General features: G+C 56.8%; 21 protein-coding genes. 7 read left to right on the top strand and 14 right to left on the bottom strand.

What is annotated here, in order from left to right:
* Positions 1 to 109 precede the first annotated feature (109 nt).
* Positions 110 to 802: a deoxyribonuclease V gene (gene nfi / locus LOS15_RS10875; RefSeq protein ID WP_263065898.1), complete on the top strand. Its 693-nt coding sequence runs from the start codon at positions 110 to 112 to the stop codon at positions 800 to 802.
* Here nfi and LOS15_RS10870 read toward each other — a convergent pair.
* Entirely contained in the window at positions 795 to 1,505 is a 711-nt protein-coding gene (locus LOS15_RS10870) for a glutamine amidotransferase (protein ID WP_263065897.1), read from the bottom strand. The two genes, nfi and LOS15_RS10870, sit on opposite strands and share 8 nt — an antisense overlap.
* A gap of 112 nt (positions 1,506 to 1,617) precedes the next feature.
* On the opposite strand from LOS15_RS10870, the gene tpx reads away from it, so the two are divergent.
* The gene (gene tpx, locus LOS15_RS10865) at positions 1,618 to 2,121 is read left to right on the top strand and encodes a thiol peroxidase (RefSeq protein WP_263065896.1); all 504 of its coding nucleotides are present in this window, start codon (positions 1,618 to 1,620) and stop codon (positions 2,119 to 2,121) included.
* Between the two features lie 28 nt (positions 2,122 to 2,149).
* Here the strand turns inward: tpx and LOS15_RS10860 are convergent, their stop codons facing one another.
* Together LOS15_RS10860 and LOS15_RS10855 are read right to left on the bottom strand one after the other, a co-directional pair.
* Positions 2,150 to 2,821 (bottom strand): gamma-glutamyl-gamma-aminobutyrate hydrolase family protein, encoded by a 672-nt coding sequence (locus LOS15_RS10860; protein ID WP_263065895.1) that lies wholly within the window; start codon positions 2,819 to 2,821, stop codon positions 2,150 to 2,152.
* Positions 2,822 to 2,847: 26 nt separating this feature from the next.
* Entirely contained in the window at positions 2,848 to 3,855 is a 1,008-nt protein-coding gene (locus LOS15_RS10855; protein WP_263065894.1) for an amidoligase family protein, read from the bottom strand.
* 127 nt (positions 3,856 to 3,982) lie between these two features.
* On the opposite strand from LOS15_RS10855, the gene LOS15_RS10850 reads away from it, so the two are divergent.
* A complete protein-coding gene (locus LOS15_RS10850) occupies positions 3,983 to 6,367 on the top strand; it encodes a mechanosensitive ion channel domain-containing protein (RefSeq protein ID WP_263065892.1) in 2,385 nt (794 codons plus the stop codon).
* On the opposite strand, the gene LOS15_RS10845 is transcribed toward LOS15_RS10850, so the two are convergent.
* Both LOS15_RS10845 and LOS15_RS10840 read right to left on the bottom strand, forming a co-directional pair.
* The gene (locus LOS15_RS10845) at positions 6,323 to 6,754 is read right to left on the bottom strand and encodes a hypothetical protein (protein ID WP_263065890.1); all 432 of its coding nucleotides are present in this window, start codon (positions 6,752 to 6,754) and stop codon (positions 6,323 to 6,325) included. The genes LOS15_RS10850 and LOS15_RS10845 overlap by 45 nt on opposite strands.
* A 66-nt stretch (positions 6,755 to 6,820) precedes the next feature.
* Complete coding sequence (locus LOS15_RS10840) at positions 6,821 to 7,822, bottom strand: J domain-containing protein (protein WP_263065888.1); 1,002 nt, start codon at positions 7,820 to 7,822, stop codon at positions 6,821 to 6,823.
* Between the two features lie 114 nt (positions 7,823 to 7,936).
* Between LOS15_RS10840 and LOS15_RS10835 the strand changes: the two genes are divergently transcribed.
* Together LOS15_RS10835 and LOS15_RS10830 are read left to right on the top strand one after the other, a co-directional pair.
* On the top strand, positions 7,937 to 9,367 hold the full coding sequence (locus LOS15_RS10835) for a hypothetical protein (protein ID WP_263065887.1): 1,431 nt from the start codon (positions 7,937 to 7,939) through the stop codon (positions 9,365 to 9,367).
* A 170-nt stretch (positions 9,368 to 9,537) separates the two neighbouring features.
* Positions 9,538 to 10,227, top strand: coding sequence for a CBS domain-containing protein (locus tag LOS15_RS10830; protein ID WP_263065886.1), 690 nt, complete (start codon positions 9,538 to 9,540; stop codon positions 10,225 to 10,227).
* A 100-nt stretch (positions 10,228 to 10,327) separates the two neighbouring features.
* On the opposite strand, the gene cdd is transcribed toward LOS15_RS10830, so the two are convergent.
* The 7 genes from cdd to LOS15_RS10795 all read right to left on the bottom strand — a co-directional run bounded on the left by cdd (position 10,328) and on the right by LOS15_RS10795 (position 17,227).
* Positions 10,328 to 10,735, bottom strand: coding sequence for a cytidine deaminase (gene cdd, locus LOS15_RS10825; protein ID WP_263065885.1), 408 nt, complete (start codon positions 10,733 to 10,735; stop codon positions 10,328 to 10,330).
* Between the two features lie 25 nt (positions 10,736 to 10,760).
* A complete protein-coding gene (gene deoD / locus LOS15_RS10820; protein ID WP_263065883.1) occupies positions 10,761 to 11,486 on the bottom strand; it encodes a purine-nucleoside phosphorylase in 726 nt (241 codons plus the stop codon).
* Positions 11,487 to 11,578: 92 nt separating this feature from the next.
* Positions 11,579 to 12,823, bottom strand: a complete 1,245-nt coding sequence (locus tag LOS15_RS10815) for a phosphopentomutase (RefSeq protein ID WP_263065882.1) — start codon at positions 12,821 to 12,823, stop codon at positions 11,579 to 11,581.
* Complete coding sequence (gene deoA / locus LOS15_RS10810; protein ID WP_263065880.1) at positions 12,823 to 14,175, bottom strand: thymidine phosphorylase; 1,353 nt, start codon at positions 14,173 to 14,175, stop codon at positions 12,823 to 12,825. The genes LOS15_RS10815 and deoA overlap by 1 nt, the downstream gene beginning before the upstream one ends.
* Complete coding sequence (gene deoC / locus LOS15_RS10805; protein WP_263065879.1) at positions 14,176 to 14,982, bottom strand: deoxyribose-phosphate aldolase; 807 nt, start codon at positions 14,980 to 14,982, stop codon at positions 14,176 to 14,178.
* An 82-nt stretch (positions 14,983 to 15,064) separates the two neighbouring features.
* Positions 15,065 to 16,348 carry a NupC/NupG family nucleoside CNT transporter gene (locus LOS15_RS10800; RefSeq protein WP_263065878.1) on the bottom strand — a complete coding sequence of 428 codons (1,284 nt, stop codon included), beginning with the start codon at positions 16,346 to 16,348 and terminating at the stop codon, positions 15,065 to 15,067.
* A 33-nt stretch (positions 16,349 to 16,381) separates the two neighbouring features.
* Positions 16,382 to 17,227 (bottom strand): outer membrane protein OmpK, encoded by an 846-nt coding sequence (locus LOS15_RS10795; RefSeq protein ID WP_263065876.1) that lies wholly within the window; start codon positions 17,225 to 17,227, stop codon positions 16,382 to 16,384.
* 279 nt (positions 17,228 to 17,506) lie between these two features.
* Between LOS15_RS10795 and LOS15_RS10790 the strand changes: the two genes are divergently transcribed.
* Positions 17,507 to 18,259: a DeoR family transcriptional regulator gene (locus LOS15_RS10790; RefSeq protein ID WP_263065874.1), complete on the top strand. Its 753-nt coding sequence runs from the start codon at positions 17,507 to 17,509 to the stop codon at positions 18,257 to 18,259.
* A 266-nt stretch (positions 18,260 to 18,525) separates the two neighbouring features.
* Positions 18,526 to 19,449, top strand: coding sequence for a heme o synthase (gene cyoE, locus LOS15_RS10785; RefSeq protein ID WP_263065872.1), 924 nt, complete (start codon positions 18,526 to 18,528; stop codon positions 19,447 to 19,449).
* A 107-nt stretch (positions 19,450 to 19,556) separates the two neighbouring features.
* Here cyoE and pta read toward each other — a convergent pair whose 3' ends face one another.
* Together pta and LOS15_RS10775 are read right to left on the bottom strand one after the other, a co-directional pair.
* Entirely contained in the window at positions 19,557 to 21,740 is a 2,184-nt protein-coding gene (gene pta / locus LOS15_RS10780; protein WP_263065870.1) for a phosphate acetyltransferase, read from the bottom strand.
* Positions 21,737 to 22,921 (bottom strand): acetate/propionate family kinase, encoded by a 1,185-nt coding sequence (locus LOS15_RS10775; protein WP_263065869.1) that lies wholly within the window; start codon positions 22,919 to 22,921, stop codon positions 21,737 to 21,739. The genes pta and LOS15_RS10775 overlap by 4 nt, the downstream gene beginning before the upstream one ends.
* Positions 22,922 to 23,074 lie beyond the last annotated feature (153 nt).

Here is a 23,074-nt window from a genome sequence, read left to right as displayed (position 1 = left end):
GTGTGAGTCACGTCCATCCCCCTATGCCACTGGCCTTGTGCCAACTGGCGTAGGGGGATTTTTTTTGGCTACGCTAAACGTCTCTCACTGTGTGACACAAGGAGTACGCATGGACGCCGCGCTACATGAATGGAATCTATCTCCCAAACAGGCCATTGCCCTGCAACATCAACTAGCCAAACAGCTGGAGCTTGGTGACCGCATCGATCCGGTGACACATATCGCGGGGGTGGATATTGGTTTTGAGGAAGGCGGTGCGATTACGCGGGCGGCAGTGGTGGTGGTGAAGTGGTCGCCAGAAACGGCTCCACAGCTGCCGGTTGTCGAGCAAGTGGTGCACCGTGAGCCCACCCGGATGCCCTATATACCCGGGCTGCTCTCATTTCGTGAAATTCCTGCTGCGCTGGGCGCCTTTGCCAAGCTCACCACCACGCCGCAGCTGGTGATGGTGGATGGTCACGGGATCGCCCATCCACGGCGGTTGGGCGTGGCAGCCCATCTGGGGTTGTGGCTGGACTTACCCGCTATTGGCATTGCTAAATCACGCCTAACTGGAACCCACGCAGAGGTGGGCGAGGCGCGAGGCGACTGGGTGCCGCTGATGGCTAAGCAAGAGGTGATTGGCGCGGTACTGCGCTCACGAACGAGCGTGAAACCCGTGTTTGTTTCACCGGGTCACCGGCTAACGTTGGCAACGTCGCTTGAATGGGTCATGCGCTGTTTAGGGCCCACCAAGCTCCCCGAGCCGACCCGCTTAGCGGACCGGCTGGCATCAAGGCGAGATCAAAAAAGCGTTAAATAAAGCTGATAAAGCGCTGCAGCAGGCGGGTGGCCTCCGGGGTTTCGCCAATCTCACTCAGCAGTTGATCCGGGTCGTCGCCCTGGTCGCGCAGGGCAGCCCGCTGGCGCTCAATGTAGGCGCGCATCACCGGAGGGGAGAACTCAGGGTGAAACTGCACGCTCCACTGGCGTGGCCCGTAGCGCAGCGCTTGATGGGCGTCGTGGCTGTTATGCGCCAGTACGGTGGTATTGGGCGGCAGCTGCATGACTGATTGAGCGTGCGTAAGATGCGCGGAAAATTGACCTGGCAACTGGCTGAACAGCGCGTCCTGCTGGCCTGCCTGAGTTAAACGCACCGTGCGTGTGCCCGATTCACGTCCCGCGGGGTGGTAGTCGCTAATACCGCCAAACGCCGCCGCCATAAGCTGGTGGCCATAGCAAACGCCTAGCAGTGGCAAGTCATCAGCTAATGCCTGCTGTAGCCAGGGTTTGAGGGCTTCACTCCACGGGGGCTGTTCGCTCACCATGCTGTGCGAGCCAGTGATCACGGCGCCTACAATGTCATCGGAAGGCGTGGTGGTCAGTCGGGCGTCCCATACGCAAAGGGTTAAATGTGCGGGCAGCGCGTCACGCAGGCGTTGCATAAACAGCTGTTCAAAATCACCGTGTTGGTCGACTACTTCAGGGAAAGCGTCGCCGGTTTTAATAATGACTAAAGAGGCCATTGCGTTCTCGTTATCGTGTCGCGGCTGAGGAAAGATAGTCGAACCAGGTCGTTCCGCTGTAAGCTGGAACGCCTCACGCTGTGACTGTTTTACCATAGATTAGGAGTTTGATATGCAACAGATTACCCGCGCAGGCGCGCCGATGGATGTGGCTGGTACGCTGCCTGCCGTTGGCCAAGCCGCCCCCGAGATGACGCTGACCAACAGCGACCTGGAAGATGTCACCCTGGCCACTTACCAGGGTAAGCGTAAGGTGCTGAATATTATCCCCAGTGTTGATACACCCACCTGCGCGATGTCGACGCGGCGTTTTAACGAGCTGGCGTCCAGCCTGGATAATACTATTGTGCTGGTGGTGTCAGCCGATCTGCCGTTTGCCGCCAAGCGTTTTTGCGGTGCTGAGGGGCTGGACAATGTTGAAACGCTCTCTACGTTTCGCCATCGGGAATTCCAGGAAACCTGGGGAGTGGCGCTATGTAACAGTGCCATGGAAGGGCTGTGTGCCCGTGCGGTGGTTGTGCTGGATGCGGATAACCGCGTGCTGCACAGCGAGCTGGTCAGCGAGTTGAAAAACGAGCCAGATTACGAGGCGGCGCTGGCAGCATTAAAAAGCTAGCGGTTTACTGGTAAGCGTGGCTTGCCAGTTAGCGCCTGTTTTTTTTGGCCGCCTCTACCAGCGCATTAATCAAGCGCTGTTGGGGGCGGTTAAATACTAGCCACTCTGGATGCCACTGCACGCCAATCAAAAACGCGTGTTCCGTTGACTCAATACCCTGTACCAGCCCATCCCTATCACGGGCAACGATATTAATGCCTTTACCTGCCTTATTCACCGCTTGATGGTGCAAGCTGTTCACTCGGCACCACGTTACCCCAAGCAGGCTATGGAGTTGGCTAGCGCCGACAATATCCACCGTCTTACGAGGTAGTACCGTTCGACGCCGTTTCAAACCTTCGTGGGTCGTATAGATATCGGGGTCGAGGGTGCCGCCTAAATGGACATTGATTAACTGCGCTCCTCGGCAAATACCCAGTACCGGCGTGTCCTTTGGGATGAAGCGATCCAGCAGACTGAGTTCTAGCGCGTCCCGCGCGGGGTCTAGGCGCACGTCTAGCTGCACCTCACCACCGTATAAGTGGGCCTGAATATCGTCGCCGCCGCCAATAATCAAACCGTCCAAGTGGTCGGGCAGCGGGCGAGAGGGCGATAGACGCAGGGGCTTGCCGCCGTGTCGCCATACGGCAAACCAGTCAAACAAAAAAGCTAGCTGGCTTTTATGATCCGATGAGGTAATTCCAATTAGCGGTCGAGACATTCTGACAAAGCTCACATGGCAGTGGGTTAGCGACGACCGAGTAGCTGCAGCAGCGTTTCTTTAAGCCGCGTGTGCAAAGGGCGGTTATGGTAGGCAACATACTCATCGCAGCGTGCGCGTAAGGCACTGGCATCGGCGGCCAACTTTTCAACCTCCACCCAGCGGTTCCACTCCATTACCGAGCCCCAGCCGGGTTGTGAAAGCTGGGCATTGGGCAGCCGGTAGTGAAACGTAGGGCGGGGCTTAATGAGAGACGTATGGAACAATTCATGAGGATACTCGGGACGCAGAAACGCGAAGAGCGGTAGTAGGTCTAGCTCACGATTACGGGTCGGATTGTAGTGTAGGTAATCAGCAATAAAGCTTTCCAGGTCAGGTTGATAGTTAAAGTCGAGAACCTTCAGCGCGTACTCTTTGGGAAACGGGTTCGCGTGGGGAAGAACCTCACGGGTAATGTCTACCTTGATTTCATCGCGCAGCCAACTGGCCAGAAGTAAGTATGCGCGCAGCATACTGAGCAGATAATCAACATCAAAGCGCTCTACCTCAGGGTTGAGGTGCAGTCCGAACCCATACAGCAGGCTCGCATCGGTTCCCTTGGCACCTCTATCGCGCAAGGTTTGGAAGAGCGCGTCTAATGCCTCAAGCTCATCCCAAGGGATCGGTGGGCAGACAATTTCAGTGGGCACGAGGCCTGTGACCATGTCGCCGATCAGCTCGCGGGTTTTTTGATGAAACTCCACGCGCCGCTGGTGTTGCTGGCGAGCCCATTCGCTGTCGTTTTCGTGGTGCTCTTCCAGCAGCGCTTTGTCGGGATGTGCGTATTGCGTGTCTAGTTCGATGCCAAACTCACCCCATTGCGTGCCTTCTACCAGTAGCCGGTGGGGGCTTACCACGTTAAGCTCACCACCAAATAAGTCGCGCACCAGTGCAGCAGTGTCGCGAGGCGGTAGGCCGGCAAATTCAACTTCTACGCCAACACGCCTCGTTTGCCCGTTACTATTTAAACGGTGAGGGGGAGCTTGCAGCGTCATCTCGCTATCCTTGAGGTGAACGTTTAAGCACTCAGCCTATCATAGTCACGCGTTGAGGCTGAGCGTATTCAGTCAGGCAAGTGTTGTGAAATCGGTGTGTTAAGCCAGTCCATTACAGGAGTGAAGCGTGCGACAGCACTGGATAATCAAGCTGATGATGGGCGTCATTATCACCGCTCTGCTAGGGGTAATGGCGCAGGCTCAAGCACAGAGTGTTTCACTGCCCAGCCTAGTCGGTGGAAGCGATGCAAGTGAAGAGCCAAACGTTAGTAGCGATGATTTTCAAAGCTCGCTGAATGACGTTATCTCGATGCTTGAAAGTGAGGAGCGGCGCAGTGAGCTGCTGAATTCGCTGCGTGAGCTGCAGATAAGTACGGAGGCTGCCGACGAGGACGGCGTGGTGCGTCAGGGGCTACTAGGCGCGCTTGCCGATACGTTGTCTGATCTTGGCGAGCAGGCTCAGGCAGGTAACTCGCCCATTGATGAGTGGTCGCGACAGCTCGTACAGGGGGCTGATGATTTACGCGCTTTAAATGAGGGTGCTGGCCAGGGCGAAGCAATTCGTGTGATCGCGGATGCCGCCGTGCTGGGTGTTGTCTGGAGTGTGTTACTGATCCTGATGATTGCGTTGGGCCGCCTAGTCGCAACGCGGCGTGAGTGGCCGCTGGATCTTCCCCGCGACCCGAAAGCCTGGCTATTGGTCGTTCACTTTTTACGCCGCATGCTGCCTTGGACACTGTCGTTTGCCATTACCTTGGGCATTGGGCAATTGCTGCCTTCCAGTTCGGGCCGCACAATTGTGCTGGTGGTCGCTTATGTTTGCCTATGCGGTCGGGCACTCTCGGTAGTATTTGAAACAGTCATTGCCTTCTTCAGCCGCGGGCATCGTTTTACCGCAGTGCAGCTGCTTCAGCAGCAGGCGCTGCGCGGGCTGTTTGTGATTGGTGCTCTGATAGCACTAGGCGATGCCGTCAACTCAACACGCTTAGTGGATCTGCTAGGCGCGGAGCTTTCAAGTTTGGTATCTGTGCTGGCCAATATGCTGGCGGCACTGCTTTCGGCGCGGTTTATTTTCCGCTTCAAGCGTCCTATCCGTCATCTGATTTGTAACCGTCCTTATAAACAGCGCCGCGATGCCAGTGCTGCGGTTGAGATGGTGCGTACCTTGGGAGGGTTGTGGCATATCCCGGCGCTTTTAATGGTAGGAGGTTCGCTGTTAGCGATCTTTATTACCGTGGGCGATGTGGGCACGGCGCTGGCCCGTTCCATTATCTCAGCCAGCTTACTGGTGCTGACGCTGGTAGCGACAGGGCTACTGCGCCGCCAGGCCGAGCGTATGGGCAAGCGTCGCCATCGCCACCGCTACAGCCAATACCGTAAACGTTTGGAGCGGTTCGGGTTTGTGCTGGCGCATATTTGTACCTGGATGGTGTTTGCCGAGCTTTCGATGCAAGTTTGGGGAGGGTCGCTGTTCGGCCTGGGCCAGCAGGCGGTGGCCAGCGCTCGCATTGGGCAAGCGTTGATTAGCTTAGGCTCGACCGTGCTGCTAGCGTGGCTGGTGTGGATTTTTGCCGATACGGCGATTCAGCGCGCGCTGACATCGTCGGCGCGCTCCCGCGGGCGCCGGGTGAATCAGGCGCGTGCGCAAACCATCACGCCGATGATCCGCAACGTAATTTTTGTCACCATTTTGATCATTGCGGTGATTGCGGGGCTGGCCAATCTAGGCGTGAACGTCACGCCGCTGCTGGCGGGTGCCGGTGTCATTGGTTTGGCGATTGGTTTTGGGGCGCAAACGCTGGTTCAGGACTTAATCACCGGGATTTTTATCCTGATTGAAGACTCGCTAGCGGTTGATGACTTTGTGCAGATCAATGGCCATATGGGAACGGTGGAGGGGCTCACCCTGCGCACCGTTAAGCTGCGCGATTTGGATGGCGTCGTGCATATCATTACCTTCAGCCGTATTGAATCGATCCACAACATGTCGCGCCAGTTTGGCATTGCGTTAATGCGGATTCGTATCCCTTACGATATGAAGATTGACGATGCGATTACGCTGATGCAAGAGACCGCACAGGAGCTGCGCAAAGACCCGATGATGCGCCACTACATCTGGTCGCCGCTGGAGATGCAGGGCGTGCAGGGCTTTGAAGATGGCTGCCCGATTTTACGCATGCGTTTTCGTACCGCGCCTGAAATGCAGTGGGATGTGTCTAGGGCGTTTAACCTGCTGCTCAAGCAGCGTATGGAAGCGCAGGAAATGGATCTGGGCGTACCGCGGCTTAGCGTTAGTATGGAGGCGCGTTCAGATGCCCGTGACTCTTCTAGTGAGGGAAGTGTCTTCTCCATTGACGAGTCGGGTCATGAGGAGGAGGGTGCGCACAAGAAACCAGCTCCCCCAAAGCCAGCGCCACGCCCGACAACCTCTGAAAAGCGTCGAGATGCCCTGGAGCGTGAGGGGGAGTTACCCCAGGGCAAGCCCCAGGCTCAAGGCGTACCCAAGGGCTAAACCAATGCCCGCGCCTACGGCGAACGTTAGGATGAGTAGCCAGGGGCCTCGCCAGCGCCGCCAACGGTTATAAAGCGAAACAGCAAGGCTTACGCGGTCGACCAACTCATCATGGCGGGAAATCGCGTTGTCCGGCGGCAGCGAAAAGTCATTGGCAACATCGCCCTGCCAGTGCGCGCCATGGGTTAAGCCTAAACGAGCCCGTAAACGACCAATATCACTCACCGTATCGTGGAGCGCGTCGTAGGCTTCACGGCGTTCGGCGATTGCCAATACGGCCTTGGCATCCTGGCGAAGTGCGCTATTGGGGCAGCGGGCCACCGCACTGTTAATGTCAGCTTCATTTGCGCTGGGCGAGAGGACTAGTCGTTGATACAAATCGCGCATAACGTGGTGAATACTCGCAGGCTATGACGTTATTAAGACGTCTTAGTGTAACGTTATAAGGGCGGCTTAGTAGGTTTGCATTAAATAATCATAGGCGCTTTTTATGCGTTGGAAGCGTGCCGATGCCAGGGCAACCTGGTGCTCGCTCTCTGAATAGAAGCGATCCGGGTGATGCAGCTGCGCCATGCGGCGATAGGCTTGACGCACATCGGTTCGGCTGGCGCCGGGTGTTAAGCCTAACACCGCCAAGGCGCGGGTTTTGCGGTCAGGTGGTGGCGCACTGCTGGAACGCTGACGCTGTTGGCGACGAGACTCCTCCTGACGTGCTTGCTCTTGCTGCCAGCGTTCCCGACGAGCTCGCTCCTGCTGAGACTGTTCTCGTCGCGTTTTTTCCTGCTGGGTTTTTTCCCGGCGCCTCTTCTCTTTCTCTCGCTGCGCACGCTCTTTAGCGTTACGCGCTTGTGCCTGTTGACGCTGCTTCTCCTGCCGCTTTTCTGTCTTTGCCTGCTGGCGCTGCTCCGCTTTGGCTTCAGCATCTTTGGCTTGCTGCTCAGCCGCTTGGGCTTCTTGGGCCTGGCGGGCGTGGTACTCTGGGTCGTGCTGTTGCCAGTAGGCGTCCCGGCTTGGGTCTTCCGGTGCGCGTAGCGGTTTACCGGTAAGCTCTTGAAACAGCGTACTAAGCGTACTGGGTGTTACGTCTAACAGGTCGGCTAGGAAGCGCAGAATATAGTGATTTGCCAGGGAAATATCCCCGTCGTCGGTGGCCACGGTAATAGCCTGATGAATAACGCTCAGGCTACGCTCCTTAGAGCACTCTTTGCGAACCACCTCGGCGGCGAGCTGAATCGCCTGCAGGTCTTGGCTATGGGCAATACCCATGACGGGCCCCAGCTCATGACCGTGGCGAAACTGTGCGGTTACCTGGGCCAAGCGGCGGCGCCGCTGCCCTTCAGAAACATGCTGACGATGTACCAGCACCCAGGCCAGCAGTAGCAGGGTAGCCGTATCCACTTGGCTGCGGCTTTTTAGCAGTAGCAGCTCAAAGGTTGAGAAACGGGCAATGGACATTGCCTAGCTCCAAAGCGTAGAAATTAAACCGTAGCTGCATTAGCGCGTGCCACCATGATTGTTTTTAGCCATGGTATATCATCGCGTTACGCAATGAAGTAGGAGATTGGTTAGGTGATCCATGTTGAGCGTAAAAACAGCTTTCAGCTACGGCTCTCGCGCCAGCTCAAGGAAGAGACGTCGCATACGCTCGATGTCTATCTATTTGTACCCGGCGAGCTAGGCCTGAGTACCCACGTGATCTCTGAAGAGGCGTTTTACCATGGCGCTATTTATGTCTCACGTACCTATTACAGCGATAAATATCATTTACCCCTAGTGCATAGTCGCTTAGCAAGCCGCAATCAGTTAGGCAGCGACTCGTATCGCTTAAGTTTGAGCCTTTATGCTTACCAGTATGTGGTGGCATTGGAGCGCACCACCCAGACAATGCTTGTGAGCGCGCGTAAGTTTCGCCATGCCCGAAGTGATGAGCGTGAAGGGAAGGGCGATACCAATGAGTCTGAAGAAGCGCTGCGTCAGCAGTTTGCTGAAATGAGTGAACTAAGCGATGGCATTTTAAAGCGTTTAAGGCGTAACCCCCCAAGCGATGAACGGCTTTATAAGTACTTTGCCAATATTGATAACTATCTCTCCTGGTTTACAGAACAGCAACTGCTGGCGCTGGTGGCACATATGCCTCGGGGCAAAGAGTTTAACGATATCAAACAGCGTTTCATTACGGTGTGTCGCCGAGAGGAGGAGTACCGTCGCGAGCAAGAGTACAACGCCCAGCGGGTCATGGATGACCCTACACGCATGTCTAACAAGATGCGGTTACTGCGGCGTCTGATTGAGTACCCCATTACGTTAAAACAGAGCGCGATAGAGCTAGGCGGTGGCGAACAAAAGGCAGTCAAAGCGCTGGCTACGGCCGTCGTGATGGCCTTTGTATCGCTGGGAGTGCTCCACTTGAGGAGTGTGGTCGGTGATATAACCGCTCTGTTTGTGCTGGCTATGGCGCTGCTGTATGCCATGCGGGAGGTGTTTAAGGATGATCTGCGTAATACGCTATGGCGCTGGCTACGCCGCGGGCGCCCCAAGTGGCGGCGACAGTACATCGACCCCACTCGCAATGCACTGGTAGGGCGACAGCTAGAGTGGTTTGACTATAAGCGCTATGCCGCGCTGGATAGCGACATTCAAAAAATGCGCCGCCGCACGGTGGCCCAGCGTGAAGAAGTGGTCATGCACTATCGCTCTAGCTCACGTATGTCGCCTACGCGTTTTTTAAGCGGTTATGAACACACCCGTGAAACGCTACACGTCGATCTTTCCATGCTGATTCGCTTAATGAGCAAAGAGAAGCACCATATTTACCGTCTAAAAGACGGCCAGTCGGTGAGGGAGAGCGTTGAGCGCCGGCATTTATTCAACTTGGTGATACGCGAAACCGGCAGTGAGGACACCCCCTATCTTGCCCGCTGGAAGGTGGTGGTCAGCCGCTCAGGTATTGTGGATGTGGAGAAAGTGGCCGATAGCAGTCCCGAGGAAAGTAGCCCATAAACTGAGCTAGATCATAAGAGTCTTGGTGATCGTGCGCGGGCATAGATAAATCGCCGGCAGCGAGCTAGGCTCAAAGAACAACCGCTCAAACTGAACTTACCGTCCATGTGCAACGCGCCAACGTGGGTCGTGCAGGTCAGCTATTAGAATCAGTTTCAAGGGGATGCACCATGCAAGCTATCGACATTATGACGCCTAAAGTCATCAGCGTAGGCCCGGATGCAGAAGTGCGGGAAATCGCACAGCTGCTGCTTGAGCATCGTATCAGTGCAGTGCCGGTGGTGGATGATGAGCGCCGCGTACTGGGTATTGTAAGTGAAGGTGACCTCATGCGCCGGGTCAAAGGTGATGAACGCGAAGGCCGCTCCTGGTGGCTGTCACTCTTTACCGGTGGCAAAGACCCGGGAGAGTATGTGAAATCCCACGGGCGAAAAGCGCGGGAAGTCATGACACCAGACCCGCTCACCGTCGAAGAGAACACGCCGCTGCATACCATTGCTCGGTTATTGGAAAAACACCATATAAAGCGGGTGCCCGTAGTGCGGGAAGGTAAGCTGGTTGGCATTGTCAGCCGCGCGAATTTACTCCAGGGCATTGCCAATGCAGCGGTTGCGCCTACAGAGTCGCCGACGGATGACCGCAAAATTCGCGACGCGATTTTAAAAGAAGTAGAGCAAAATACTGGGGTGCACGTCGAAAGCATCAGCCTGATTGTGGATGGTGGCGCTGTGGAAATTTGGGGGCTGGTGGAGTCCGTTGAACAGAAGCAGGCGGTCACCGTGGCCGCAGAAAACGTATCGGGTGTTACCAAGGTCGAAAATAACCTGGGTATGATGCCCAGAGGCGCAGGCTACTTTTAAACGCATGGGTCGCTATGGATAGTGCATAAAAGGTGTTGTTAAAAAAGCAAAAAGCCCGCTGCACACATCGTGCAGTGGGCTTTTTTATAGCGCGGGCGAATTAACGCCCCGGCAGCTGCTCCGGGCCAAAGGCATCGGGCAGCAGGCTGTCCATGGTGTAGGTTTTTAACACCTCACCCTGCTTGGAGAGCACCATGATTTGCGTGCTGGGGGTGGCGAACTCGCGGATGCGCTGGCGGCAGTCGCCGCAGGGCGTGCAGAGGTGCTCGCCGGGACCCATCACGTACACCTTGGCTAGCTTGCGCTGGCCAGCGGTAATCATGGCGGAAATGGCCGAGGCTTCGGCGCATAGCCCTTTGTAGTGGGCCACTTCTACGTTGCTACCCGCAAACTGCTGACCATCTGGGCACTCCATCACCGCCGCCACGGGGTGGTTGGAGTAGGGCGCGTAAGCGTTGCCCAGGGTGGTTAACAGGGTGTCTACCAATGCCTGATCCGCTTGGCTCATGTCGTTATCCTCATCGTATGGACGTTCAGGCGCTGGCGGCGTCGTCGCGCAGGACGGTGTCGAGGGCAATCACCATCATGTCGTTGAAGGTGGTTTGACGGTCGGCGCTGGAGAGCGAGTCACCTTTTAGAATGTGGTCAGAAACGGTGCAGATGGTCAGCGCGCGGGCGCCAAACTCGGCGGCAACGCCGTACAGGCCAGCGGCTTCCATTTCCACGCCCACGATGCCATAGCGTTTCATTAGCTCGGCCATGTCGGTTTGCGGGTTGTAGAACAGATCCGCTGAGAAGATATTGCCGACTTTCACGTCTACGTTCTGCGCTTTGGCGGCGGCGACGGCGTGGCTGACCAGTTCAAAATCGGCAATGGCCGCGAAGTCGTGGTCGTTAAAGCGCATGCGGTTCACTTTGGAATCCGTGCAGGCACCCATACCGATGACCACGTCACGCACGTTTACATCGTCGCGTACCGCGCCACAGGAGCCCACACGAATGATCGACTTGACGCCGTAATCGGTAATCAGCTCTTTGGCGTAAATGGACACGGAAGGGATGCCCATGCCGTGGCCCATCACGGAGATCTCGCGGCCTTTGTAGGTGCCGGTGTAGCCGAACATGCTGCGCACATCGTTTACTTGGCGCACGTTTTCCAGGTACGTATCAGCGATGTACTTGGCGCGCAGCGGGTCGCCGGGCATCAGTACGGTATCAGCGAAATCGCCCTTCTCGGCATTGATATGGGGGGTAGCCATGGAACACTCCTCTCTAAAAATAATTGGCCTGAATAACCCAGTCAGTGGCATTCAGGCCGTGCACTTCAGCGTGCTAATTAGGTTGTTGGCCTTTACGCCGCGTTAGGTAAAAAGCTCTCGCCATCGGCCATGGCGTCCACGGCAAAGAACGCCGCGAGGGTTTGGCCAATATCGGCGAAAGTGCCGCGCTCGCCCAGCGGGCCGGGGGCGAAACCTGCACCGCGTACCATGATCGGCACGTATTCGCGGGTGTGCTCGGTGCCTTCCCAGCTGGGGTCGCAGCCGTGGTCGGCGGTGAGCAGCAGCAGGTCGTCGTCGTTAAGGGCGGCGAGCAGCTCCGGCAGGCGGGCATCGAAGTGCTCCAGCGCAGCGGCGTAGCCCGGTACGTCCCGGCGGTGGCCGTAGACCGAATCAAAATCCACGAAGTTGGTCATGATCATGGTCGGACGATCGCTGGGCTCTTTAGCGGTGCGCGCGACTTCCGCCAGGGTGGCTTCCATCAGCGCGTCGTGGCCGCTGGCTTTGACCTTGTGGGTAATGCCGCAGTGGGCGTAGATGTCGGCGATCTTGCCAATCGACACCACTTCACCGCCGGCGTCGGCGAGCTTTTGCAGCACGGTGGGGCTGGGCGGCTCAACGCTGTAGTCGCGACGGTTGCCGGTGCGGGCAAAGCTTTCGCGGTCGTCGCCGATAAACGGGCGGGCGATCACGCGGCCAATGTTGTAAGGCTCCAGCAGTTCGCGCACGGTTTCACACAGTGCGTAGAGGCGCTCTAGGCCAAAGTGCTCTTCGTGGGCCGCAATCTGGAACACGGAGTCTGCGGAGGTATACACAATCGGCTTGCCGGTGGCGATATGCTCTTCGCCCAGGCGGGCAATAATCTCGGTGCCCGAGGCGTGGCAGTTGCCAATCACGCCCGTTAAATCCGCTTCTTGAACGATGGCATCCAGCAGCTCCAGGGGGAAGCTGTCGGTTTTATCGAGAAAGTAGCCCCAGTCAAAGCGCACCGGCACACCGGCAATTTCCCAGTGGCCAGAAGGGGTGTCTTTACCGCTGGAAATCTCTTTCGCGTGAGCGTAAGCGCCCGTCAGCTGTTCGGGCAAACTGACGCCTTCCGCCACGCTGCCGGTGGCATCCCGGTGGGCGTGGAACAGCCCGAGTGCGGCCATATTGGGCAGCGTCAACGGGCCGGAACGTTCGGCGGTATCCGCCTCGCCACGGGCGCAGGCAGCGGCGATATGGCCCAGGGTGTCGGCACCCTGGTCGCCAAAGGTCGCAGCATCGGGTGCGCTACCAATACCAAAAGAGTCGAGCACTAAGACAATTGCACGGGGCATTAGGCTTCTCCTCGGAAGGTCTCTTGCAGCAGGGTGTCGGCGGTGGCGTCGGCATCCCTAATGGTCACTGCCGCACGAAGTTGCGCAGCCGCACGGGCCGCAGCTTCTTCTGTGCGGGCGTGAACGATGGCCAACGGGCGCTGGCTATCCACGCGGTCGCCGATTTCGACGATATCGCTAAAGCCGACGCTGTGATCGACGCTGGCGTCGTTACGCAGGCGGCCGCCGCCCAGCTCTACCACGCTCATACCGACTGCGCGGGTATCAAAGCGCTGCACGATACCGTTATGCTCCGGGTATACCGCTTGAATCACCGGAGCGGTGGCTAGGTAGCTATCCGAGTGCTCCATAAAGTCGGCGGGGCCACCCAGCTCGCGCACCATGCGAGCGAAGACTTCCGCTGCCGCGCCGGAGGTCAACGCTTTTTCCAGCTTGGTGAGGGCTTCTTCGCGGTTAGCCACCAGCTTGCCCGCCATCAGCATCTCAACGGCGAGTTCGCGGGTGACCTGCATCACGCGGCTGTTGGCACGTTCACCGCGCAGCAGCGCCAGAGTTTCGACGATCTCGACCGCGTTACCGGCGCAGGGAGCCAGCGGCTGGCTCATGTCGGTGAGCAGTGCGGTGGTGGGCGTGCCCGCTTGGGTGGCTACGTTGGCGATACTTTTCGCCAGCTCACGGGATTTTTCCGGGGTGGGCATAAACGCGCCGCTGCCGACTTTAACGTCCATTACCAGGGCGTCCAGGCCAGAGGCCAGCTTTTTACCCAGGATGGAAGCGGTAATCAGCGGAATAGATTCCACGGTGGCGGTGACATCACGCACGCCGTAGATGCGTTTATCCGCTGGAGCGAGGTTGCCGGTTTGGCCGATAATCGCCACGCCGGTGGATTTCACTACGTCGCTGAAGCGCTCGGGAGCGGGATAGGGGTTGTAGCCGGGAATGGATTCCAGCTTATCTAGCGTACCGCCGGTGTGGCCCAGACCACGGCCAGAAATCATCGGTACGAACGCACCACAGGCGGCGACCCACGGTCCGAGTACCAGCGATACTAAGTCGCCTACACCGCCGGTGGAGTGTTTATCCACAATCGGACCCGGCAGGTTCAACGAATCCCACTGCATCACGTGGCCAGAATCGCGCGTCGCGGTGGTCAGCGCGACGACTTCTTCGCGGCTCATGCCGTTTAAAAACACCGACATGGTGAAGGCGCCAATCTGCGCGTCGCTGATGCGGTCATCGGCGATGCCCTGTACGAAGGCTTTGATCTCTTCGGCGGGCAGCGGCTGGCCGTCGCGCTTCAGGCGAATCAGTTCTTGAGGAAGCAGGGTGTGGTGAGAAGCGTTCGACGGCATTTAGTAGCCTCCATTCGTCACGGCATCAGCATTGCCGTTTAGCGTGTTCAATAAGTTCTTCAGCAGGCTGGATGCACCGAACCGGAAGTGCTCGGGTGTGACCCACTGTGGGCCCATAATATCGGCGGCCAGCGCTAGGTATTCCGCGGCTTCTTCAGCGGTGCGAACACCACCAGCCGCCTTAAAACCAACGTCTTGGCCGCTGGCTTTAATGGCCTTGAGCATGATCTCAGCGGCTTCCAGGGTGGCGTTCACCGGTACTTTGCCCGTGGAGGTTTTAATAAAGTCCGCGCCACCTTCAATGGCCAGCTCGCTAGCACGTTTGATGAGCGCAGGCGTTTTGAGTTCGCCGGATTCAATAATGACTTTTAAGCGTGCTTGACCGGCGCAGGCGGCTTTGCACATTTCCACCAGCTCCAGGCCGGCCTCTTCGTCACCGGCCATCAGCGTGCGGTAGGGAAACACCACGTCGACTTCATGGGCGCCGGAAGCGACGGCATCGCGGGTTTCACGGGCAGCGCCCATGATGTCGTCGCCACCGTGAGGGAAGTTGGTGACCGTCGCAATTTTAACGTGCTCGCTGAGCTTGTGAGCAGTGAGTGCCCGCTGTGCAGTGACCACAAACTGGGGGAAAACGCACACCGCTGCTGGGTTACCAAAGGGAGTTTTCACCTGTTGGCACAGTGCTTCAATCGTGCTGTCGGTATCGCTATCGTTCAGGCTGGTCAAATCCATGAGGGTGAGTGCTTGGCGGGCAGCCTGAGTAAGTTGAGCTTGGGTGAGCTGGGAAGGAGCAGTCGCAGTCATGGAAATCTCGCAAATTAGTAAAAGACAAAACGGGCACTGCATAAAATAGCAGCGCCCGTTGCATGGTGTCGTGCTTGCTGCATTAAGCAGTCATGCTGCTCAAGGCCAGGAAGAAACCGGCAATTGAGGCAGACATCAAGTTAGAGAGTGTGCCTGCCAGGACGGCCTTCACCCCAAAACGGGCAATCTCTTTGCGACGCGTCGGGGCAATGCTGCCTAAGCCGCCTAGCAAAATAGCGATAGACGAGAGGTTGGCAAAACCACACAGAGCAAAAGAGAGGATTGCCATGGTGTGAGGCGTCATCATCTGACCCGTAGCGGCGACGACCTGTTCCCCATCGATGTAAGGGGCCAAGTTGATAAAGGCCACGAACTCGTTGACCACCAGCTTCTGGCCGATAAACGAGCCTGCCAGGGTTGCCTCTTCCCAGGGGACGCCAAGTAGGAATGCTAACGGAGCAAATACCCAGCCAAGGATCAGCTCAAGGCTTAACGCTTCAAAGCCAAACCAGCCGCCAATGCCGCCTAAAATACCGTTAATCAGGGCGATAAGCGCGATGAACGCGAGCAGCATAGCACCGACGTTGGCGGCGAGCTTCATGCCTGATGTAGCGCCTGCTGCCGCCGCATCGAGTACGTTAGCCGGCTTGTCGTCCTGCTCTTTCAGCTCTTCTTCCACTTTTGAAACGCTGTCGCTATCGGTGGCGTCCTGAGTTTCAGGCATGATGAGCTTGGCAAATAAGAGGCCACCCGGAGCCGCCATAAAGGACGCTGCCACCAGGTACTCCATGGGAATGCCCAGCGCGGCATAGCCCGCCAGTACGGAACCGGCTACCGATGCCAAGCCGCCGCACATCACGGCAAATAGCTGCGAAGGGGTCATACGGGCGATAAATGGGCGGACGACCAGCGGTGCTTCGGTTTGGCCGACGAAGATGTTCGCCGTTGCCGAAAGCGACTCAGTGCGCGAAGTGCCAAGGGCTTTTTGCAGCGCGCCACCTAAAATCCGAATAACCCACTGCATAATGCCGATGTAATAAAGTACCGCGATGAGTGACGAGAAAAAGATAATCACAGGTAACACTTTAATCGCGAACACAAAACCGACGTTTTCCACATCGGCTAAACCGCCAAACAGAAAGCCGATCCCGTCATTAGCATAAACGAGCACTTGGCTAACACCGGATGAGATAGCCTGTAGCACCGCTTGGCCAAAGGGAACATACAGTACAAAGGCGCCAATGCTTGCCTGGATAGCAAAAGCACCCAGCACGGTGCGCAGCCGTATCGACTTGCGGTCGTAAGAGAAGAGTATTGCGATGGTTACCAGCGTAACCATACCTACCAAGCTCATGATGAGGGTCATATGGGTACCTTCCGAGCGTGTGGAGTGGGGCGATTACAGTAAGTTTAGCTTTACTGAGTAAATCATCGCGTTTTGGTAAGCGTTCGGGGTACCCAGCTTATTATCTGAGTAGCGATACTGCACGCCCGTGGTAATTAAGTCGGTCGGGTGCCACCACAGGCTAAGCGCGCCGTTGGTGCCTACGCTGCCCGCTTTATCGCCAACGTAATTCTGCTCCAGATACTCGTCATCACGACCAAAGGTCTGCTCATGCCAGTTGGTGACGCTGAAGTTCTGGTTCATGGCGGTGAAGTCGTAACCCGCAACCCAGCCGGCCATATAGCCATTCATACCGGTGTAGCCATCGCTTTGCACGCGCGCGGCACCAATAAACGGCTTGAACCATAGACCGTTGTCAAACGTGGTGCGGTAGCCTAAACCAAGAATTTGATCCTGCTCGCGGGCGTTGAATCCGTAATCGCGGAAGTCGTAAAGATGCGCGTAGATCGATAGTGGGCTGTCGCCCAAGTAAATATGCGACGTCACTTTACCGGCGGTGCGGAAATTGTCCTTACCACCGCTAGATTGGTCGAACTGGTCGTTGGTGGGGTTCTCGAAATCGAAGAAGCCGTAGAATTCACCCCAGCTAAAGCCGACGCCGCCTTCGATTTCAACAAACGTGAAGTCGCTTTTTGCCGCGTTGTTGGCAGTGCGCGCTTCAGTGCCGTTTGACCAGTCCAGGTAGTTCACGGAGACGTTGGCAAACGACCAGAGGCGATCAAGGGGGCGTGGCGTGGCATCGTCGGCCATAGCCGGAGTTGCCAGCGCAGCACTGGTCAGTAAGACGCCAGCGCCAAGCGTGACGAACGAAGAAGAACGAGCGTGAGATAGAGCAGTCATGGAAGCCTCAACAGGGTGGTATCTCGGTGCCAGGGCGGTTGGCTTACCGACGTTATGAATCGTGTGGGCTGGCGTTAATGTTAAAATTATAACATTGAGTGTTATTTTTTTAACGCTGATTTGCAAGTATCGTCACATCAACGCTGTTTAAATGTGATATACGCACCATGCGTAGGGGAAGTGGTGCATTGCAGTAGAAATAAGTGAGGGCCTAGCCCAGCATAGGCAGCCCAGTAGAGCCTAACGTCGATAAAAATGAATCATAAGGAGGTGCCTGCCATGAATGACCGGAGCGCACAGCGCTTGGCGATGCTACAAGAGGCGCTGGTCAGCGGGGGAACCCTGCATCTTCGTGAGGCTGCCGAGCTGTGTGGTGTTTCCGAAATGACCATTCGTCGCGACCTGACAACTCAGCCCTCGCCCATTAGCCTGCTAGGGGGGCGGTTAGTGATGGCGAGCTACCCGGGGGTAGCGCAGGTATACGACCTTACCGAGCAGCAGGCGAGCCACTATCAGATTAAGCACCGCTTATGCCAGCGCGTTGCCAGCTTTATTGAAGACGGCGATACGCTATTCATTGACTGCGGTTCAACGCTAATTCCATTACTGAGTCAGCTAAGCCATTTCCGCGAACTCACCGTAGTGACGTATGCCCTAAACGTGGCTAACGCTGTTGCCGCGCTGCCTAATGTGCGCTTAGTGCTCTTGGGCGGGCTGTTTTATGCCTCGTCGCAGTCGTTTGGCAGCGACGGGATAGGGGCGGCCATCGAGCGGCTGGGGATTAATAAGGCGCTTATTTCCGCAGCGGGGGTGGATTATGAGCGGGGGGTCAGCTGTTTTCATTTCCACGAAGTAGCCCCGAAACAAGCCGCCATTGCCACCGCAATGCAGAGAATTTTGGTGGTGGATGCGAGTAAGTTTGGGGTTGTGCGGCCTGCTTATTTCGCCGCGTTATCCGATTTCGATAGTGTGGTGACCGACGATGCACGCGCCGCCACCCTTGAGGGAGTGGCGGTAAGTACCGTTATCTAGTCCTATTTTCGATAGCGTTAAATTCTATATTGCCACTCTTCTGCTATGTTTAGTGCTAACCGTGATGTCATTTGCGGCCTTGATAAACGACAGGCAGTGTCAGCCCCACGGGGGTGTCATCGCCAGCGTGCAATGCGGTATGTGATGTAGGCATCAGCTACGCACGTAAAAGCATACGTATAAGAACAACAAAGCAGGCGCAGGCTAAGGCTTGATGTCTTCGTTTAAATACTGACGATTGTCGTCCTGGTGGTAAGGGCTCGCTTATGGAACATGCTGCATCGGTATCTCAACATGATGGTCGCTTAAAGAGTCATCCCAGCCGCTGGCGCGATTTGCTGGCGCTCACCAAGCCCGGCATTATCGGTGGTAACTTAATTGCCACCGTGGGTGGGTATTTTTTAGCGGCTCAAGGGGCGTTTGATTGGGTCACGTTTACCTCGGTTATCGTGGGTATTGCCCTGATTATCGCTTCTGGTTGCGCGTGCAATAACGTTATCGACCGCGATATTGATGCGTTGATGGCTCGCACGCGCCACCGCCCCTTGGCGAAAGGGCGCATCTCGATCACTCAGGCGCTGGGTATTTCGGCACTGCTGGGGGTGGCGGGGGTGGTCTGTTTAGCGCTAGGAACCAACGGCTTGGCTGTGGCGCTAGCGGTGATTGGCTGGGGCGTTTACGTGGGAGTGTATAGCCTCTATATGAAGCGCCACTCTGAGTACGGCACCTTAGTGGGCAGCCTTTCCGGCGCGATGCCGCCAGTTGTTGGCTACTGCGCGGTCACGGGGCAGTTCGACAGCGGCGCACTCATGCTGCTTATTATTTTCTGCTTGTGGCAAATGCCCCACTCTTACGCCATCGCAATTTTTCGCTATGCGGATTATCAACGGGCGTCCATTCCAGTACTGCCGGTGGTTCACGGTATTAAGCGGGCAAAACACCATATTCTTGGCTACATCATTGCGTTTATTCCCGCCTCACTGGCCCTCGTGCTAGCAAGCCAAGCAGGTACCGGTTACCTCCTCGTGGCGTTGGCAATGGGCGGCTACTGGCTTTACTTGGCGCTATGTGGCTTTCGTTTAGAGGATGATGTGCGTTGGGCCAAAAAGATTTTTGGCGTCTCGATCCTCACCATTACCGCGATGAGTTTGGTAATGGTATTGGAAGCGATGGTGCCTATGTGGGTATGACTTCCCCATTCTGCTAACCACAGCGCTTAAGAAAGAAAGGCCCTGAGCGGAGCGATCGCTCGGGGCCTTTCTGTTAGCCATTCTATTCTGTTGGCTGTGCTAATCGCTTAGCTTTCCCGCTGACTGGCCTGCATGGCCGTTAGGGCGATGGTGTAAACGATATCGTCGACCAAAGCTCCCCGGGAAAGATCGTTTACTGGCTTGTTTAAGCCTTGCAGCATTGGCCCAACACTAACCACTCTCGCGCTGCGCTGTACGGCTTTGTAGGTGGTGTTGCCGGTGTTGAGGTCGGGGAAAACAAACACCGTGGCACGGCCTGCCACAGGGGAGTCCGGCGCTTTCTGCTTGCCAACACTCTCAATGGCGGCGGCGTCGTACTGCAGCGGGCCATCGATGGCAAGATGCGGCGCTCGCTCTTTGGCAATGCGAGTGGCTTCGCGCACTTTATCTACATCCGCGCCGGTGCCTGAGTCGCCGGTGGAGTAGCTGATCATGGCAACGCGTGGCTCGATGCCAAACGCTTCTGCCGAGCGCGCGCTCTGCAGGGCGATTTCGGCCAGGGTTTCGGCATCAGGGTCTGGGTTCACCGCGCAATCGCCGTACACCACTACCTGTTCGGGCAGCAGCATAAAGAAGATCGACGACACCTGCTTATATTCGGGGGCGGTTTTGATCAGCTGAAAGGCAGGGCGAACCGTATTAGCGGTGGTATGTACCGCGCCAGATACCAGCCCATCCACTTCGTCTAGCTGCAGCATCATGGTGCCGAGCACCACGTTATCCTGCAGTTGGGCCTCTGCGGTGATCTCGTTGAGTTTGCCACGGCGGCGTTCCACCATCGGGCTAATATAATCCGCCCGGCTGCTTTCTGGGTCGATAATCGTTAGCGCGTCGGGTAGCGTCAGGCCACGATTGCGCGCAACGTTTTCAATATCATCACGCTTGCCCAGCAACACACAGTCGGCAATGCCGCGACGCTGGCAGATGATCGCCGCTTCGATGGTGCGTGGCTCATCACCTTCGGGCAGGACAATGCGCTTTTTAGCCTGCTGAGCGCGTTTAACCAACTGATGACGAAAAGCAGAGGGCGAGAGGCGGCGGGTATAGCCTCGGCTGAGTTTGGCTTTAAGCCACTCTAAATCCAGGTGAGCGGCCACGTAGCGGGCTACCTGCTCGGCGCGCTCGAAATCGTCCATGGGGATTTCACGGCTAATCTGGCTCAGATTTTGCGCGGTGGTGAGACTGTCGGTTTCAACCGCGAGTACCGGCAGGCCGGTTTTTAGCGCTGGGCGACACATCTCAATCATATTGTCGTTAGGCATAAAGCCGTTAGTCAGCAAAACGCCCGCCAACTGGGTGCCGTTCATGGTGGCCAGCGCAGACGCCAGCACCACGTCATCACGGTCGCCCGAGGCGACGACCAAGCTGCCGGGTTTGAAAATGTGCAGCGCATTGGCCGCGCTGCGGGCGCAAAGGCTGGTTGAGAGCACGCGACGGCTGGCGGCTTCGCCTTCATTGAGCATTTTGGCGTTCAAGGCGCGGGCCACATCTAATGTGCGCGGCGCACTTAGGGTGTTGCTGTAGGGCACCACACCAATTAGATGGAAGCTGTCGGTAGCCAGCGCGGGAGAGTAGCGGCGCAGCTCGTTAAGCACCGGCTCTTCTAGCTGCGGCTTCATGGTGCCCGGCGCGGCAGAAAGGTCGTCCTCCTGCCCGTTGGGCAGGTTTTTCATGCGCATTAAAATGCCGCCCAAGGTGCGGCTAGAGCTGACTCCGCCAAAGCTGCGGGCGTGCATATCCAGCTCTTCGGCAAGTCGCTGGGGCTCATTTAAATCACCGGTGCCCACCAGAATAATCCGCGCATTCAGCGCATCCGCTAGCTGCGCGTTGGTTTGGGTGGCGTAGGTCGTATGCTGGGTGGGCACGACCCCTTCGACCACCACAAGATCCAGTGCGCTGCCATCTCGGTAAGCCTGCTGGGTAACCTGCTCGTAGAGCTCAATGACGTTTTCCATCAGCTCATCGGTATGGTCATCACGTAGCAAACGCTCCAAGCGAGTTTGAGAAATAGGCGATGGCGGGCGCTGGTTCAACGTGCGCGAGACCAGCGCCGTTGAGCGGTCTAGCCCTGGACCGTTTAATTCATTCTGCATAAACGGCTTTAAAAAACCGGCTTTTAAGCCAATGGTATCCAGCGCTTGAATTAACCCTAGACAGGCTGAGGTAAGCCCAGCGCCTACGCTGGTTGGCACTAATAAAATAGCCTGGGGCTGTTCAGGAATACTGTTCATTCAGGGGTCTCCACGCGTTGGCGAGTTTCCATGGCGATACGGCCCTCTTCATCGGTGGGGATTACCCACACTTCTGGGCCGCTGTGGCCAGCGCTGTCCAGCGTGCCTTCTTTGCCGCGAAGTGTGGCTTGGTTGGCCGCCTCGTCCAGGTTGAAACCAAAGTGGGGCAGTAAGGCGAGCACTGCACGGCGCACGGTGGGTGAGTTTTCACCAATGCCGCCGGTAAAAATAACGCCGTCCAGAGTGGGCAGGGCGCAGGAGAGCGCCGCCAGCGATTTGGCAACGCGGTAGCAAAATACATCCAGTGCCAGTTGGGCACCGCTGTGCCCCGCCAGTGCTTGGTCTTCTATTTCACGCATGTCGTTGGTAAGGCCAGAAAGGCCTAATAGGCCGCTCTGTTTATTGAGAACGCTATCGATCTCATCCAGCGACCAGCCCAACTGACGGTGTAGGTGCGCATGCAGGCTAGGGTCGACATCACCGCTGCGGGTACCCATCACCAAGCCCTCCAGCGGGGTGAGGCCCATGCTGGTATCCAGGCTCTGGTTATTCCACACCGCGCTGGTGGAGCAACCGTTGCCTAAATGAGCGATTAACCAGCCGCCAGCACCACGGCGACTCAGTTCACCGGCTCGCTGGCTAACAAAGGCGTGGCTGGTGCCGTGGAAACCGTAACGGCGAATGCTATGCTCAGTGTAGAGCGCTTCAGGCAGCGCGTAACGGTAGGCGCGAGGCGGCAGCGTTTGATGAAACGCGGTATCAAACACAGCCACCTGGGGCAGTTCAGGAAACACTTTTTGCGTGGCGGCAATGCCGGCCAAGTTCGCTGGGTTGTGCAGTGGCGCCAGTGCTGACGTCGCGTTGATGGCCTCAACAACGCTATCATCAATCAGCGCCGCTTGGGTAAAGTGTTCTCCGCCGTGCACAATGCGATGGCCAACGGCGCCAGGTATACGGCCTTCAAGGCGCTCCAAAATGGCATTCAGGGCTTCTGCATGATCCGCATTGGGCAGCGTTTGGGTAAAGCTCTCACCGGCGCTGTTTTTGCCTTTTATTCGTGCGTCTTCACTGCCTAAACGCTCCGCTAAACCGCCCAAGCGTGGCGCCTGTGGGTCGGAATCAATCAAGGCGTATTTAATAGACGATGAGCCGCAGTTTATAACCAGCACCGGTGCGTTCATAACAACCTTTGTAAAGTAGTTAGCGTAAAGTGGGGATAGACCTTAGTTTAACATGCTGCGCTGCAGGATATTAGCGCGGTATTTCGTTAGCCTTCTATGTAAAATGTCGGTTAGCTACTTTTTATCATACCTACCATGAGCCGCTTTGCTGCT

It is taken from the genome of Halomonas sp. 7T, from assembly GCF_025643255.1.
Classification (GTDB): domain Bacteria; phylum Pseudomonadota; class Gammaproteobacteria; order Pseudomonadales; family Halomonadaceae; genus Vreelandella.
This window is presented reverse-complemented; position numbering and strand designations above follow the sequence as displayed.